The 14,264-nt window shown below is 67.6% G+C and carries 15 protein-coding genes; 2 read left to right on the top strand and 13 right to left on the bottom strand.

The features are described from left to right. Positions 1 to 99 precede the first annotated feature (99 nt). The 8 genes from AC1DE3_RS17600 to AC1DE3_RS17565 all read right to left on the bottom strand — a co-directional run bounded on the left by AC1DE3_RS17600 (position 100) and on the right by AC1DE3_RS17565 (position 7,561). A complete protein-coding gene (locus AC1DE3_RS17600; protein ID WP_476778569.1) occupies positions 100 to 1,311 on the bottom strand; it encodes a molybdopterin molybdotransferase MoeA in 1,212 nt (403 codons plus the stop codon). After that, complete coding sequence (gene moaC / locus AC1DE3_RS17595; RefSeq protein WP_476778568.1) at positions 1,311 to 1,793, bottom strand: cyclic pyranopterin monophosphate synthase MoaC; 483 nt, start codon at positions 1,791 to 1,793, stop codon at positions 1,311 to 1,313. The genes AC1DE3_RS17600 and moaC overlap by 1 nt, the downstream gene beginning before the upstream one ends. After that, positions 1,790 to 2,602, bottom strand: coding sequence for an indole-3-glycerol phosphate synthase TrpC (gene trpC, locus AC1DE3_RS17590; protein ID WP_476778567.1), 813 nt, complete (start codon positions 2,600 to 2,602; stop codon positions 1,790 to 1,792). The genes moaC and trpC overlap by 4 nt, the downstream gene beginning before the upstream one ends. A gap of 7 nt (positions 2,603 to 2,609) precedes the next feature. Next, positions 2,610 to 3,623, bottom strand: a complete 1,014-nt coding sequence (gene trpD / locus AC1DE3_RS17585; RefSeq protein WP_476778566.1) for an anthranilate phosphoribosyltransferase — start codon at positions 3,621 to 3,623, stop codon at positions 2,610 to 2,612. 16 nt (positions 3,624 to 3,639) lie between these two features. Next, the gene (locus AC1DE3_RS17580; protein ID WP_476778565.1) at positions 3,640 to 4,257 is read right to left on the bottom strand and encodes an anthranilate synthase component II; all 618 of its coding nucleotides are present in this window, start codon (positions 4,255 to 4,257) and stop codon (positions 3,640 to 3,642) included. 80 nt (positions 4,258 to 4,337) lie between these two features. Continuing rightward, positions 4,338 to 5,372: an aldo/keto reductase gene (locus AC1DE3_RS17575; protein ID WP_476778564.1), complete on the bottom strand. Its 1,035-nt coding sequence runs from the start codon at positions 5,370 to 5,372 to the stop codon at positions 4,338 to 4,340. A gap of 269 nt (positions 5,373 to 5,641) precedes the next feature. Beyond that, positions 5,642 to 7,153, bottom strand: coding sequence for a helicase HerA domain-containing protein (locus AC1DE3_RS17570; protein WP_441512604.1), 1,512 nt, complete (start codon positions 7,151 to 7,153; stop codon positions 5,642 to 5,644). 126 nt (positions 7,154 to 7,279) lie between these two features. Further along, a complete protein-coding gene (locus tag AC1DE3_RS17565) occupies positions 7,280 to 7,561 on the bottom strand; it encodes a YARHG domain-containing protein (protein ID WP_476778563.1) in 282 nt (93 codons plus the stop codon). Positions 7,562 to 7,657: 96 nt separating this feature from the next. Between AC1DE3_RS17565 and AC1DE3_RS17560 the strand changes: the two genes are divergently transcribed. Next, positions 7,658 to 8,332: a ceramidase domain-containing protein gene (locus AC1DE3_RS17560; protein ID WP_476778562.1), complete on the top strand. Its 675-nt coding sequence runs from the start codon at positions 7,658 to 7,660 to the stop codon at positions 8,330 to 8,332. Here AC1DE3_RS17560 and AC1DE3_RS17555 read toward each other — a convergent pair. The 3 genes from AC1DE3_RS17555 to AC1DE3_RS17545 are packed head-to-tail and all read right to left on the bottom strand — an operon-like array spanning position 8,304 to position 11,517. Continuing rightward, a complete protein-coding gene (locus tag AC1DE3_RS17555) occupies positions 8,304 to 8,603 on the bottom strand; it encodes a hypothetical protein (protein ID WP_441512601.1) in 300 nt (99 codons plus the stop codon). The two genes, AC1DE3_RS17560 and AC1DE3_RS17555, sit on opposite strands and share 29 nt — an antisense overlap. 45 nt (positions 8,604 to 8,648) lie before the next feature. Then, positions 8,649 to 9,680, bottom strand: a complete 1,032-nt coding sequence (locus AC1DE3_RS17550) for an AMP-binding protein (RefSeq protein ID WP_476778561.1) — start codon at positions 9,678 to 9,680, stop codon at positions 8,649 to 8,651. Between the two features lie 10 nt (positions 9,681 to 9,690). Further along, a complete protein-coding gene (locus AC1DE3_RS17545) occupies positions 9,691 to 11,517 on the bottom strand; it encodes an extracellular solute-binding protein (protein ID WP_476852615.1) in 1,827 nt (608 codons plus the stop codon). Positions 11,518 to 11,785: 268 nt separating this feature from the next. On the opposite strand from AC1DE3_RS17545, the gene AC1DE3_RS17540 reads away from it, so the two are divergent. After that, the gene (locus AC1DE3_RS17540) at positions 11,786 to 12,562 is read left to right on the top strand and encodes an invasion associated locus B family protein (protein ID WP_476778559.1); all 777 of its coding nucleotides are present in this window, start codon (positions 11,786 to 11,788) and stop codon (positions 12,560 to 12,562) included. Between the two features lie 105 nt (positions 12,563 to 12,667). On the opposite strand, the gene hspQ is transcribed toward AC1DE3_RS17540, so the two are convergent. Next, the gene (gene hspQ / locus AC1DE3_RS17535) at positions 12,668 to 12,997 is read right to left on the bottom strand and encodes a heat shock protein HspQ (protein ID WP_441512597.1); all 330 of its coding nucleotides are present in this window, start codon (positions 12,995 to 12,997) and stop codon (positions 12,668 to 12,670) included. A 113-nt stretch (positions 12,998 to 13,110) separates the two neighbouring features. Then, entirely contained in the window at positions 13,111 to 14,160 is a 1,050-nt protein-coding gene (locus tag AC1DE3_RS17530; protein ID WP_476778558.1) for an HpcH/HpaI aldolase/citrate lyase family protein, read from the bottom strand. Positions 14,161 to 14,264: the final 104 nt, after the last annotated feature.

Here is a 14,264-nt window from a genome sequence, read left to right as displayed (position 1 = left end):
GATCCCGCCGGCCCCGGAAAAGCGTAGATTCGAAACAAATCACGAACACCATAACTGTTCGCCTTGTGTTCCGCAACCCGGTCGCGCGAGAGCGCCCGTCTACCGCAGCGGCAGGATACGGCAGAGGTCGCCTATCTTGGCGGGCGCAGCATGGGCCGGGCGGATCGTCAGCGCCTGCGCCCGCGCCAATGTGCCGAGCATGGAGGAATCCTGCCGATCGAAAGGCGTTGCAACCCAACCATCGGGCGTCAGCGCCAGCTCCGAGCGCAGATAATCCTCACGCTCGTCATTGCCCGGCAGGTCGCTGCCGAGGCGGGCGGGGACGCTGCGGTCGCGATCGGCGCCGGCCATGCCGAGCAGGGCTTCGATCAGCGGCAGCACGAAGAGATGGCCGCAGACGATCGAGGAGACCGGGTTTCCGGGAAGCCCGACCACGACCATCCGGCCGAGCCGACCGGTCATCATCGGCTTGCCCGGCCGCATGGCAATCTTCCAGAAGCCAAGAGACATCCCGGCGCGGGTCAGCGCCTCCTGCACGAGGTCGTGTGCGCCCACCGAGGCGCCGCCCAGCGTGATTAGCACGTCGGCATCGGCAGCCCGCGCCATGCCGATCTTGTTGGCGAGATCGGCATGGTCGTCGCGGGCGATGCCGAGATCGAGCACGGTGCCACCGGCCTTTTCGACCAGCGCGGCGAGCGCGAAGGAGTTCGAGGCGACGATCTGGTCGCGCCCCACAGGCTCGCCCGGCGCCACCAGCTCGTCGCCGGTCGCCAGGATCGCGACGCGCGGCTTGCGCCGGACCGGCAGCGAGGGATGGCCCATCGCGGCGGCGAGCCCGAGTGCGGCGCTGTCGAGCACGCGTCCGGCCGACAGCAGGGCGTCGCCTTCGCGGAAATCGAGCCCCGCCCGGCGCAGGAACTTGCCTTTGGCGGGGGGCACCCGCACGCGGATCGTGGGGCTGCCGACGCCGTCGGCGTCCTCCTGGATCAGGATGGTGTCGGCACCATCAGGCATCGGCGCGCCGGTAAAGATCCGTACGGCTTCGCCCGGCCCGACCGTACCGTCAAAGGCCCGCCCGGCGGCGGACTCCCCGATCACGGCGAGTGTGGCATCTTCGGCCATCTCGTCGGCACGCACGGCGTAGCCATCCATGGCGGAGTTGGCGAAGGGCGGCTGGGTTCTGAGCGCCTTCAGATCGGCTGCGAGCACCCGCCATGCGCATTGCGCGAGCGGGAGGGTCTCCGCTCCGGTCGGTCCCGGAATGCTGTTGAGCAGCGCCTTGCGCGCGACGGGGACCGGGGTGAGCGCCATCAGCGGGCTTTCGCCTCGTAGTCGCCGGACTGGCCGCCGGATTTGTGCAGGAGCCGGATATTCTCGATCCGCATCGCCCTGTCGACTGCCTTGACCATGTCGTAGACGGTGAGACAGGCGACGGACACGGCGGTGAGCGCCTCCATCTCGACGCCGGTCTGGCCCTTCATCTTCACCTCAGCGCGCACGCGCACGCCCGGCAGGGCCTCGTCGATCTCCAGATCGACCCCGATCTTGCTGAGCAGCAGCGGGTGGCAGAGCGGGATCAACTCATGCGTGCGCTTAGCGGCCATGATGCCGGCGAGGCGCGCCGTGCCGAGCACATCGCCCTTCCTAGCATTGCCGTCGCGCACGATCGCAATCGTCTCCGGCGCCATCACGACGCTGCCCTCGGCTACTGCCATGCGGGTCGTCTCGGCCTTGTCGCCGACATCGACCATATGTGCCTGGCCTTGGGCGTCGAGATGGCTGAGCCGGCTCACGCCGCGTTCTCTTGAGCCTGGCCGGTCAGCAGGGTCCGCGTCGCCGCTGTGACGTCCGCCTGCCGCATCAGGCTCTCGCCGACGAGGAAGCTGTTGACGCCGGCCTTGTTGAGACGGGCGATGTCGGCATGGGCAAAGATGCCGCTCTCGCCGATGACGATGCGGTCGGCCGGGACGCGCGGCGCCAGCCGCTCGGTCACGGCGAGATCGACGTGGAAGCTGCGCAGGTCGCGGTTGTTGATGCCGAGCAGCCGACTTTCGAGCTTGAGTGCCCGGTCGAGCTCGGCGTCGTCATGCACCTCGACGAGCACGTCCATGCCGAGATCGCGAGCGGCTTCGTTCAGCGCCCGGGCGGTGTCGTCGTCGACGCCGGCCATGATGATCAGGATGCAGTCGGCGCCCCAGCTGCGGGCTTCGTAGACCTGATAGGGCTCGTAGAGGAAATCCTTGCGCAGCGCCGGCAGGCCGGAGGCCTCGCGCGCCTGCGTCAGAAATTCCGGCTGGCCCTGGAAGGAGGGCGCGTCGGTGAGTACCGAAAGACAGGCAGCGCCGCCGGCGGCATAGGCGCGGGCGAGCGAAGGCGGGTCGAAATCGGCGCGGATCAACCCTTTGGACGGGCTGGCCTTCTTGATCTCGGCGATCAGGGCCGGCTTGCCGACCGCGAGCTTGGCGGCGAGCGCATCGGCGAAGCCGCGCGGTTTGGCGGCCGCGCGGGCACGGCGTTCGATCTCGGCCTGCGGCACCGCGGCCTTGGCGGCCGCGATCTCCTGGCGCTTATAGGCTTCGATCTTGGCGAGGATGTCGGTCATGCCGGCCTCACGCATTCGAGGCTTTGACGAGCGCGGCGAGCGTCGCCTTGGCCTTGCCGGAGTCGAGCGCGGCCGTCGCCTGGGCGAAGCCGTCCTTCAGGTTCGCGGCCTTGCCGGCGACCAGCAGCGCCGCCGCCGCATTGAAGGCGGCGATGTCGCGGAAGCCGGTTCTCTCGCCGGCCAGCACGGCGTTCAGCGCAGCCGCGTTCTGCTCGGGCGTGCCGCCGCGCAGCACCTCCGGCCTGGCCGGCTCAAGGCCGACATCGGCGGGGCTGATCGTGAAGCTCTCGATCCTGCCGCTATCGAGCGAGACGACGCGGGTCGGGCCGGTGGTGGTGATCTCGTCGAGCCCGTCGGAGCCGTGCACGGCCCAGACGCGGGTCGAGCCGAGCGAGGCCAGCACCTTGACCATCGGCTCGAGCCAGGTCTCGGAGAAGGCGCCGATCAGCTGGCGCTTGACGCCGGCCGGGTTGGAGAGCGGGCCGAGCAGGTTGAAGATCGTGCGCGTGCCGAGTTCGGTGCGCACGGGCGCGACATGGCGCATCGAGGCGTGATGCGTCGGCGCGAACATGAAGCCGACCCCGGCCTCGGCAATGCAGCGCTCCGTGCCGGCCGAATCCAGCCCCACCCTGACGCCGAGCGCGGTCAGCACGTCCGCGGCACCCGAGCGCGAGGAGGCCGCGCGGTTGCCATGCTTGGCGACGGGCACGCCGCAGGCGGCGGTGATGATCGAGGCCAGCGTCGAGACATTGTAGGAGCCGGAGGAATCGCCACCGGTGCCGACGATGTCGATCGCCTCGGCCGGCGCCTTCACCGGCAGCATCTTGCCGCGCATTGCGCCGACCGCGCCGGCGATCTCCTCGATCGTCTCGCCGCGCACGCGCAGCGCCATCAGGAAGGCGGCGGACTGCGCATTGGTGACCTCGCCCGAGAGGATCGTGTCGAAGGCGTCCCGCGCCTCCTCGCGCGAGAGCGTCGCTCCGGTCGCGACCTTGGCGATGAAGGGTTTGAAGTCGTCCATGGAATCTCTGCGGAATTCAGGCTGATGGGGTCAGGGCGGCGGCTTCGTGCTCGCTGCGCCATCGCTGGGCGAGATCGAGGAAATTCCGCAGGATCGTCGCGCCATGCTCGGAGGCGATGCTCTCCGGGTGGAACTGGACGCCGTGGACCGGGAGCTCCCGGTGCGAGAGCGCCATGATCAGGCCGTCATCGGTCTCGGCTTCGATGTCGAAGACGGTTGGGCAGGAATCGCGGTCGACCACGAGGGAGTGGTAGCGGGTCGCCTGCAGCGGCCCGTTGATGCCGCGGAACAGGCCGCGTGATTTGTGCCGGATCGGCGAGACCTTGCCGTGCATCGGCACGGGCGCCCGCACGACGTCGCCGCCGAAGGCCTGCCCCATCGCCTGCAGGCCAAGGCAGACGCCGAAGATCGGCTTGCGGCCGGCACCATGCCGGACCACGTCGAGGCAGATTCCGGCCTCGTTGGGTGTGCAGGGGCCGGGCGAGAGCACGATCGCATCATGCTCGCCGCCCAGCGCTTCCTCGACCGACAGCGCGTCGTTGCGCCAGACATCGACCTCGGCCCCCAGGCCACCGATGAGGTGGACCAGGTTCCAGGTGAAGCTGTCGTAGTTGTCGATCAACAGAACGCGCATGGCCGGACCTGTGAATACGGCTTGAGGTCATGCACGTTCGGAGGCGGGGTGGTCAAGTTTTGCGCGGGCCGCGCTCGACTTTAGACCGCCGGTGGATTGAGGCGAGCGAAGGCCTCCTGCCGCCGATAGGGGAAATAGGGGTAGGGCGCCGTGCGGACGCTCGCGGCATCGAGCCGCGCGACCTGCTCGGTCGTCAGGTTCCAGCCGACGGCGCCGAGATTGTCGCGCAATTGCTGTTCGTTGCGGGCGCCGATAATAACGGAGGAGACCGTCGGGCGCTGCAGCAGCCAGTTGATCGCGACCTGCGGCACGCTCTTGCCGGTCTCCTGTGCGATGGCATCGAGCACGTCGACGATGGCGTAGAGCTGCTCGTCCTCGACCGGTGGGCCGAATTCGGCGGTTTCATGCAGGCGGCTGCCGGCGGGCAGCGGCTGGCCGCGCCTGATCTTGCCGGTGAGGCGGCCCCAGCCGAGGGGGCTCCAGACCAGCGCGCCGACGCCCTGATCGATGCCGAGCGGCATCAGCTCCCATTCGTAATCGCGCCCGACGAGCGAGTAATAGACCTGATGCGCGACATAGCGCGGCCAGCCATGGCGCTCGGCGGCAGCCAGCGACTTCATCAGCTGCCAGCCCGAAAAGTTGGAGACGCCGACATGGCGAAGCTTCCCGGCCCTGACGAGCGCGTCGAGGGTCGAGAGAACCTCCTCGACGGGCGTGCCGGCATCGAAGGCATGCAGCTGCAGCAGGTCGATATAGTCGGTGCCGAGCCGGCGCAGCGCGTCCTCGGTCGCCTTGATCAGGCGGCTGCGCGACGAGCCGGCATCGTTCGGGCCGTCGCCCATCGGCAGCGTCGTTTTGGTCGAGATCAGCACCTTGTCGCGCCGTCCCTTGATCGCCTCGCCGAGGACCTCCTCGGAGGCGCCGCTCGAATAGACGTCCGCCGTGTCGAAGAGGTTCAACCCTGCTTCAAGGCAGATGTCGACGAGGCGGCGCGCCTCCCGAGCGTCGGTATTGCCCCAGGCACTGAAGAGCGGCCCCTGTCCGCCGAAGGTGCCCGCGCCGAAACTCAGGGCGGGAACCTTGAGCCCCGAATGGCCTAAACGCCGGTATTCCATGATCCAGATCTCCTGTGGTGGCGGGAACATGGCGGCTCGAAGCTAATGCGATTAGTGCGCCGAGCGGAACAGCATTCGTGAGTTGAAGTCATCGTGCCGAAAGGCGGGGCGCCGAAGCTAGTGAACTTCAGAAGAAGGAGCGTGTCATCCCGGACGCGGCGAAGCGGAGGTCCAGGGTCCATGCCTCAAGCTGCGCCGGACGCGCTCCGGCATCGATCCCGGGTCAAGCCCGGGATGACGGCGCGGTTCGGGAGATAGACGAGATACGTTTAGCCGCGGGCGCTGCGCGGCATCCCGGCCGTCCGCGGCTGCGCCTGACCCGGTGCGGTCTCGACGCCCAGCGCGGGGAGGGCGAGCGTTCGCAGGCCGCGGAAATCGACATGGCAGACGATCAGGCCGCGCTCTTCGATGTAGCCGAGCAGGCGCCGCGCCCGGCTGGGCGAATGGCTGCCATAGACTTCGGCGAGCTCGGCATCGCTGGGGCAGGGCCTCCCCTCGATCGCGGTGCGGGCGATGTAGAGGAAGAGCCCCTGCAGGTCCTCGGGCAGCGTGCCCGAGGCAGCCACCGCCGCCTGCCAGCCCTCGCTGGTCGCGACGCTGTCGCTGACACCGGCCCGCGCCACGGCGAGCCTCCGGCGGAACTCTTCGAGGCTCAGATTCGTCCGGCCCAGCCGGCGCATGCGGCAGCGCACGGTGAAATCCTGATAGAGCACCGCGACCTGTCGGGATCGGGCCTCCGGGTCGGCCATCAGTTCGCGCAGGATCTCGACCATGGTCGCCTCGCGCTCTTCCGGCTCCAGCTCGATCTCCGGCTCGGGTTCCGGCTGCGGGGCCGGGCGGTAGGTCTCGATCCGGCGCAGAACCTCGTTCGGGTCCGGGCGCGGGCGCGGTGCTGGGCGCACCGGCCGTGCCATCGGCGGCGGCTCGTCCGCGCCGGGCGTGAAGATCAGCTTGCCGGCCTCTTCCGGCGCCTGCTCGGGCAGCGGCATCAGCCCCGGTGCGCCTCCGCGATCGACAGAAGACACCGCGCCGATCCTGAGCGGCAGCGGTCGTTTCGACAGGGCAGGGCCCAGCGCCACGAATTGCCCGCGCTCCAGGTCACGGAACATCTCGGCCTGGCGCCGGTCCATGCCGAGCAAATCGGCGGCGCGGGCCATGTCGATGTCGAGGAAGGTGCGACCCATGAGGAAGTTGGAGGCTTCCGCGGCGACGTTCTTGGCGAGCTTGGCGAGGCGCTGCGTCGCGATGACGCCCGCGAGACCGCGCTTGCGGCCCCGGCACATCAGATTGGTCATGGCGCCGAGCGACAGCCTGCGCGCTTCGTCCGAAGCCTCGCCTGCCATCACGGGGGCGAAGAGCTGCGCTTCGTCGACCACGATCAGCATCGGGAACCAGAGCGAGCGGTCGACATCGAAGAGCCCGCCGAGGAAGGCGGCGGTGGCGCGCAGCTGCTCGTCGGCTTCGAGATTTTCGAGGTTGAGCACCACCGAGACACGGTGCTGGCGCACGCGCAGCGCGACGCGCTGCAATTCTGCCTCGCCGCATTCGGCATCGACCACGACATGGCCGAACTGGTCGGCCAGCGAAACGAAATCGCCTTCGGGATCGATGATGGCCTGCTGGACGAGCGGCGCGCTCTGCTCCAGCAGGCGGCGCAGCAGATGCGACTTGCCCGAGCCGGAATTGCCCTGGACGAGCAGGCGCGTCGCCAGCAATTCGGCGAGATCGATCAGACCGGGCTCGCCGGTCCTTGTCGTTCCCATCTCGATCGCTGTCGTCATACCGGTCTTGAATCGCCTTGTTTGGTCGGGCGCAGGCGCGCGACCGGGGCTTCTAGCATGGCCTCGCTCCCGCTGGACGCAGGGCAGCCCTGCCTTCCACAGACAATCGCTGTCAGCAACCTTGGGTCAGCGCGGGCAGCGTAGCGACCGCTCCTGCCGAACGATGTCGGCAATCACGCGGCGGTCATTGGCCGAGAGCGGCACGTCCTCGATCGCGTCGTACTGGCAGCCGGCATTGCCGAAGGCCGCGGTCGCACGCTGGGTGCGGAAGCAGTAGCCTTGCGCCTTGTAGATCTCGTTGCGGGCGGTCCAGAGATTCGCGCAGGTCTCGGGGTTGGCAAAGGCCGGTGCTGTTGCTCCGGCTGCCAGCATGAGGATTACGGAAAGCGGGAGATAAAGGCCGCGCATATTGGTCTTCCCCGGAATGAGCGCGCGAGCTTTGCGGAAGTGGCGGCTGCAAGGCAAGCCGGCATGCGACATCGCGAGCGATCAAGGGGCTGATCGATGCAGTTCGGCTATTGCGAAAGACTCGATGCGAGCTTTTGGGCCGAGCCCGTCAACGCCGTGACAAATGGCGCCTTTCTTCTGGCGGCGCTGATGGCTTTCCGGCTCTGGCGCCGGCAGGGCCGTCGCGACGGTATCGTGCTCGCATTCATCCTTCGCGTCTTCGCGATCGGGATCGGCTCCTTCCTGTTTCACACCATGCCGAACCGCTGGACGGTGCTGGCCGATGTCTTGCCGATCCAACTGTTCGCCTTCGGTTATTTCGCCTTCGCTCTTGCACGGTTCCTCGGAGCGCCCGGGTGGGCAGCGGCCATCGGCACGCTGGCCTTCTTCGGCGTCGCCCTCGGTCTCTCCTGGGCGGGGCGGGCAATCCTGCCAGCGATGGTGGCGGGCTCTGCCGGTTATGCGGCGTTTCTGCTGGGGCTCGTCGGCATTGCATTGGCCATGCCGCGGGATCCGGCGCCGCGGCGGCTGCGGAAACTGATGGCGTTGGCCGGTGCGGTTTTCGCAGCCTCGTTGGCGTTGCGCAGCATGGACGGCCCGCTTTGCGGCGCCCTGCCGCTCGGAACGCCTTGGCTTTGGCACTTGCTCAATGCGTCGGTGCTCTACCTGTTGCTGCGCGCCGCGATGCTCCCCGGCGGCACGTCTATTTCTTCGTCAGTTCCAGGCAGGTGATGAGCTGGACATAGCTCGGCGGGCCGCCAAGGCTCGCGCCCTCGGTGCAGGTTGTCCGGGCTCGGGCCGGGTATTCCGACCAGCGGGCTTCCAGTGCGTTGCGGGCCTTTTCCTCATCGTCGCGGCAGGCACTGGCGGGGCGGCCGATACCCGTGGCCGATTTGTCGGCGCTGCCGCAGGAGGCGTTGATGTCAAAGCGCGGCACCGAGTCGGCGACGGGAAGAGTCGGGCTCGCCGAGAGAGAGAGCAGAACAAGACCGACGGAAAACATGGTGAACACTCCCCAGAATTCGCCCCGTCATCGTCCCGGCGCGTTCTAACTCCTGGGCGTCTGGCGCCTCGCGACGGTGATGTCCGAAGCACTATGCGCCGCGATATCGACGATGGCGAGATCGGGGCGATCAATTGCCGGATAGGCGAGCCCGCCGCCGGTCCGCTGCACGAAGACGAGGCTGGCGAGCGCCGGGTGCCCCGCCAGGCGCGAATGGGCGAGCGCCGGCTCCATATTGCCCGGCAGCACGAGATGAACGGAACGTCCGCCTTCAATGCAGGCCTGTAGATCGCCGAGGTGGAAGAGGCCGAGGGGCAGCAATTCGACGCCGGTGAGCATCGCCATGCCCGGGCCGCTTGCGAGCGCCGCGAGATCACCGCCGACAAGTGTGCTGACGATCCGCGAGGAGGTCATCGGCTTCAGTGCCCGCGAGATCTCGAGCGCCTTTCCGAGAATCTCCCGCTCCGAGATCCGCTGCGGACCCTGGAGCGAGATGGCATCGGCAACCTGCAGCCAGGGCCGCTCGACCGGACCGGGCAGGGGATGCAGGCTCGCATTGGCCAGGAGCGCGTCGAGCGGCGCGACGCCATCTGGCACGTCCGGGCCAAAGCCGCCGACGAAGCGGGTGCTGAAGGCGCGCATGGCGAGATTGCGCAGCGTCAACAGCGGCCGCAAGGGTCCAACGCGGCTGACGCCGAGAGCCATGACCGCGCCTGAAGCTTCAATGAGGCGCAGTAGCTCAAGCTCGTTACCGTGCAGCGGCAGCATCAGCGGGGAGAGGCCGGCGCGCAGGCAGGCGAGCACGGAAACAACGGCCTCGGGTCCCAGGGGAGCCAGGATCGCCACGCTCGCGCCCGGCTGTCCCTTGTTGGCGGCAAGAAGCCTTGCAAGCTGGTCGATCCGTTGATCGAGCTGCAGGAAATTGATCGAGGCCGGGCTTACGTCGCTCCAGCCGCGCCGCCCCGGCGGATCGCGCAGGGCTGCCTCGTAGCCGCGCCTGCGCGTCAGGGCCTTGAGCAGCGTGTCGATATCGAGCCCATCGAGCAGGGCGGAAGCCTCGTCCTGTTCTGCTCGCATCGACGGCCCTTCAATTCGCCGGAGCCGGCGTGGCCGGGAGGCGCGCCAGCGTTTCAGTGGAGAGAAAATAGGCCGGCTGGCGCCCTGCCATCACCACGTCGCGCGCAAGGGCGAGCCAGGTGTCGGGCAGGTAGTAGAGCGGCACGACGTAGAAGCCCGATAGCAGCAGCCGGTCGAGCGCGCGCACGGCGGCGACGAAATCCTCGCGTTCGCGGGCGCCGAGCAGGGCCTGCAGCACCGCATCGATGGCGGGCGATCGCACCCCGGCGTAGTTGAGAGAGCCCCTGCGCTCGGCATTCGCCGCGCCCCAGCGCCCGATCTGCTCGTTGCCGGGCGAAGCGGAGGCCGGCCAGGTCCACTGGATCATGTCGAAATCGAAGGCCGAAAGCCGGCGCCAATACTGAACGTCGTCGATCAGCCGGACATTGGCGGCGATGCCAAGACGGCCGAGCGACTGCGCATAGTTCAGCGCCAGCCGCTCCTGCGGACGGCTGGTCACGGTGATCTCGAAGGCGAAGGGTTCGCCGTTGCCGTTGCGCAATACGCCGTCCTGCAGCGCATAGCCGGCAGCCCTGAGCAGGTCGAGCGCCCTGCGCGCCTGCTCGCGGTCTCGGCCCGACCCGTCGGTTTCCGAGGGTTTCCACGTGCCTGCAAGGATATCCTCGCGCACCGCATCAGGAAAAGCGGCGAGCAAGGTCTTTTCGCGGCCATCAGCGGGGACGCCGAGGGCAGACAGGGGTGAATCGGAAAAAAAGCTCCCGGCACGCCGATAGACGCCGTGGAACAGGTTGCGGTTGACCCATTCGAAATCGAACAGCAGGCCGAGTGCCTCGCGCACCCGGACGTCGGAGAACACCGGCCGGCGCGTGTTGAAGACGAGCCCCGTCATGCCCTTGGGCGTGTCGAAATGCAGAGTCTGTCTGATGATGCGCCCGTCATGCACCGCGGGGATGTCGTAGCCGGTCATCCAGCGCGTCGGATCGCCCTCGAGCCGGACGTCGTAGAGCCCCGCCTTGAACGCCTCGAACAAGGCGTTGGAATCCCGGTAGAAATCGTAGCGAATCTCGTCGGCATTGAAGAGCCCGCGGGTCAGCGGATGGTCCTCTGCCCAGAAATCCTTCCGCCGCTTCAGCGTCAGCGATTCGCCGGGCCGGACCTCGCTGACCGCATAGGGGCCCGAGCCGAGCGCCGGCTTGAAGCTCGTATCGCCGAAGGTCTCGGCATTGGTCGCGTGCCTGGCGAAGATCGGCAGCGCGCCGATCACCAACGGCAATTCGCGGTTGGAGCCGTCGCCGAGCTCGAACTCGACGCGCCTCGGTGAGGGCGCCGATGCCTTGGTGATGCGGGCGAGGCTCGAACGGTGGAAGGGCTTGCCCTTCGTCTTCAGCATCTCGACCGTGAAGAGCACGTCCGCCGCGGTGACGGGCGCGCCGTCCGCGAAGGTTGCGCGAGGGTCGATCTCGAAGGCGAGCTTTCTGCGATCGGCGTCGAGTTCCACCTGCGAAGCCAGCAGGCCATAGCTGGTGAAAGGCTCGTCGGCCGAGCGGAAGAGCAGGCTCTGCTGCACATATCTCGGCACGGCGTCCGGCGCGACGCCGAGAACGACCAGCGGATTCAAGCTGTCGAAGGTGCCCTGGACGCCGAAGACGATGCGCCCGCCGCGCGGAGCCTTGGGGTCGGCATAGGGCAGATGGGCGAAACCGGGGGGCAGGGCAGGCTGGCCGTGCATCGCGATGGCGTGCTGCACGGAGGCCGAATCAGCCAAGGCCGAGCCGCCGCGCGCCAACAGGGCGAGCGGGCTCAAGGCGAGCATCGTGTTGACCCTGCGGCGGCTCATCGCCAAGGGCGATCGACTAAAATCCATCGTAAGACCTGATTCCCTACGTAAGAATAGCATGGGCTGACGGCCGTCACGCAGCTATTCGGGCTGGAATCCCGCGCGCGAAGTCGCTAAAGCCGAGACCGGGTGTCATTCAAACGCCTCAATCACCCTTGATGTGCACGGCTTGCTATGGCCGGCGCCGTCATGCGATTGGGCCGTYGGTGGTGACGCGCGGCTTGCGAAGTCGTGATCCCCGAATTCGCCTGATAAGGAAAGACAGAGAATGTCCGCTTCGTTTCGCCTGTCATCGTCTGCTCTAGGGCTGGTTCTCAGCGCGGCGGTCGGCTTCGCGCCCGTCGCGGCTTTCGCGCAGGCCCAGCGCCCCGCCGCTCCGGCCCAGCGTCCCGCGGCCCCGGCCCAGCAGCCGGCCCCGGCGCAGCAGCCCGGCGCCGCTCCGACCGGCCCGACCGTTGTCCAGGTCAAGCCCGAGCCGTCCCAGACGAGCTGGACCAAGGTCTGCGGCAAGGACCAGGCCGCCAACAAGGAAATCTGCTACACCACCCGCGACTTCGTCTCGGATCAGGGCCAGCCGGTGCTGGCGGCTGCCGTCTATGACGTGAAGGGTGACCCGAACAAGATCGTCCGCTTCCTGATGCCGCTCGGCCTGATGCTGCAGCCCGGCATCCGCTTCGGCGTCGACAACGCCCAGCCGACCGGCGGCCGCTACGCGATCTGCTTCCCTAACGGCTGCTTCGCCGAGGCGCAGGTCAAGGAGGACTTCATCAACGCGATGAAGAAGGGCACGACGCTCAACATCAGCGTCCAGAACCAGGGCGCCCGCGAGGTGACCTTCGCCATTCCGCTCGCCGATTTCGCCAAGGGCTTCGACGGCGCGCCGATCGACCCGAAGGTGCTCGAGGACCAGCAGAAGCAGCTTCAGGACGAGCTGGCCAAGCGCCAGGAAGAGCTGCGTCAGCGCCTTGGCGCAGGCGGCGCCAATGCGGCTCCGGGTGCCGCGCCGGCTCCGGGCGCTGCTCCGGCGACGCCGCCCAAGCCCTGATCGGCTGAACGCGAACCAAATGAAAAAGGGCCGGCTCGATGGAGCCGGCCCTTTTTCATTGATCATTGTGATGGCCGACGCGTCCCGGCACAGGCAGCCCCGGCCTCAGTGCAGGTCGGTATGATCGATCCGGTAGCGCCCCTTCCGGTCGCGCCGGAAGAATTCCTTGGCGCGGGGATGGCGGATGGGCGCGCCGGAATCGTCGCTGACGAGGTTCTGCTCCGAAACATAGGCGACGTATTCCGTCTCCTCGTTCTCGGCGAAGAGATGATAGAACGGCTGATCCTTCGACGGGCGCATGTTCTCCGGGATCGCCTCCCACCATTCCTCGGTGTTGGAGAAGACCGGGTCGACGTCGAAGATCACGCCGCGGAATGGGTAGATGCGGTGCTTGACCACTTGCCCGATCCGGAATTTGGCCGAACGCGCTTCCATGACTCATCCATACTGAGCCGGCCGATCCGCCGCCAGCTTACGTTCTCGCCGCCCTTGCGAGAGGAATGCGTCGTAAATGCGTCGAAATCAATCGACCTCGCCGTATTGTCCCATCACATTCCGTAGCGCTCTGCGAGATCGGGGTCGCGGGCCGCGACCTGGCGGGCGAGATCGACGATCACCTTGGCCTGCTTCCAGGTGGCATCGTCCTGCATCTTGCCGTCGATCATCACGGCGCCGGAGCCGTCCGGCATCGCATCCAGAATGCGATTGGCGAAGGCCACTTCGGCCGGGTCAGGGCTGAAGACGCGCTTGGCGATGTCGATCTGCGAGGGATGCAGCGTCCAGGCGCCGGCGCAGCCGAGCAGGAAGGCGTTGCGGAATTGCGCTTCGCAGGCAGCGCCATCGGCGAAATCCCCGAAGGGGCCGTAGAACGGCTTGATCCCGGCCGCGGCGCAGGCGTCGACCATCTTGGCGAGCGTGTAGTGCCAGAGATCCTGCTGCGCGACGGCCCGCGGCCCGCCATCGGGGGAGGGGTCCGCGATCACCTTGTATTCCGGGTGCCCGCCGCCGACGCGCGTGGTCTTCATGGCCCGCGAGGCGGCGAGGTCGGCGGGGCCGAGGCTCATGCCGTGCATGCGCGGCGAGGCAGTCGCGATCGCATCGACATTTTTCACGCCCTCAGCCGTTTCCAGGATCGCGTGGATCAGGATCGGCTTGCGCAGGGCATGGCGCGCCTCGAACTGCGCGAGGAGCTGATCGACATAGTGGATGTCCCAGGGGCCTTCGACCTTCGGCACCATCAGCACGTCGAGCTTGCCGCCGATCTCGGCCATGATCGCTGTGATATCGTCGAGGAACCAGGGCGAGTTCAGCGCATTGACCCGGGCCCACAGGCCGGTCTTGCCGAAGTCGACCGCCTTGCCCATGGCGATGAAGCCGTCGCGGGCGGCCTGCTTGGCGTCGACCGGGATCGCGTCCTCCAGATTGCCGAGCACGATGTCGACCTGGCCCGTCAGCTCGCCGATCTTGGCGCGGACCTTTTCCAGATGCGGCGGCACGAAATGGATCATGCGCTCGAGCCTGAGCGGTAGCTCCCGATAGGGTTCCGGCGCGCCGATCGCGAGCGGACGAAAGAACTGGCGCGGCGTTTTTGTCGTCATCGGGCGCTCCATGCTGCGATGCAGCGAATGTGGAGGAGCATGAAGGCCGCGTCCATGGTTCTTTCGATGAAACGCGTCGATTATGGGTATATTTTCTTATGTTG

The sequence above is a fragment of the Allobosea sp. 10L417 genome, assembly GCF_056395485.1.
This window is presented reverse-complemented; position numbering and strand designations above follow the sequence as displayed.

What these genes read in the sequence shown, in the direction of transcription:
- AC1DE3_RS17600 (WP_476778569.1), bottom strand. Translation starts at nt 1,311, where the DNA reads ATGGCGCTCACCCCGGTCCCCGTCGCGCGCAAGGCGCTGCTCAACAGC.
- trpC (WP_476778567.1), bottom strand. Translation starts at nt 2,602, where the DNA reads ATGACCGACATCCTCGCCAAGATCGAAGCCTATAAGCGCCAGGAGATC.
- trpD (WP_476778566.1), bottom strand. Translation starts at nt 3,623, where the DNA reads ATGGACGACTTCAAACCCTTCATCGCCAAGGTCGCGACCGGAGCGACG.
- AC1DE3_RS17580 (WP_476778565.1), bottom strand. Translation starts at nt 4,257, where the DNA reads ATGCGCGTTCTGTTGATCGACAACTACGACAGCTTCACCTGGAACCTG.
- AC1DE3_RS17575 (WP_476778564.1), bottom strand. Translation starts at nt 5,372, where the DNA reads ATGGAATACCGGCGTTTAGGCCATTCGGGGCTCAAGGTTCCCGCCCTG.
- AC1DE3_RS17570 (WP_441512604.1), bottom strand. Translation starts at nt 7,153, where the DNA reads ATGACGACAGCGATCGAGATGGGAACGACAAGGACCGGCGAGCCCGGT.
- AC1DE3_RS17565 (WP_476778563.1), bottom strand. Translation starts at nt 7,561, where the DNA reads ATGCGCGGCCTTTATCTCCCGCTTTCCGTAATCCTCATGCTGGCAGCC.
- AC1DE3_RS17560 (WP_476778562.1), top strand. Translation starts at nt 7,658, where the DNA reads ATGCAGTTCGGCTATTGCGAAAGACTCGATGCGAGCTTTTGGGCCGAG.
- AC1DE3_RS17555 (WP_441512601.1), bottom strand. Translation starts at nt 8,603, where the DNA reads ATGTTTTCCGTCGGTCTTGTTCTGCTCTCTCTCTCGGCGAGCCCGACT.
- AC1DE3_RS17550 (WP_476778561.1), bottom strand. Translation starts at nt 9,680, where the DNA reads ATGCGAGCAGAACAGGACGAGGCTTCCGCCCTGCTCGATGGGCTCGAT.
- AC1DE3_RS17545 (WP_476852615.1), bottom strand. Translation starts at nt 11,517, where the DNA reads ATGAGCCGCCGCAGGGTCAACACGATGCTCGCCTTGAGCCCGCTCGCC.
- AC1DE3_RS17540 (WP_476778559.1), top strand. Translation starts at nt 11,786, where the DNA reads ATGTCCGCTTCGTTTCGCCTGTCATCGTCTGCTCTAGGGCTGGTTCTC.
- hspQ (WP_441512597.1), bottom strand. Translation starts at nt 12,997, where the DNA reads ATGGAAGCGCGTTCGGCCAAATTCCGGATCGGGCAAGTGGTCAAGCAC.
- AC1DE3_RS17530 (WP_476778558.1), bottom strand. Translation starts at nt 14,160, where the DNA reads ATGACGACAAAAACGCCGCGCCAGTTCTTTCGTCCGCTCGCGATCGGC.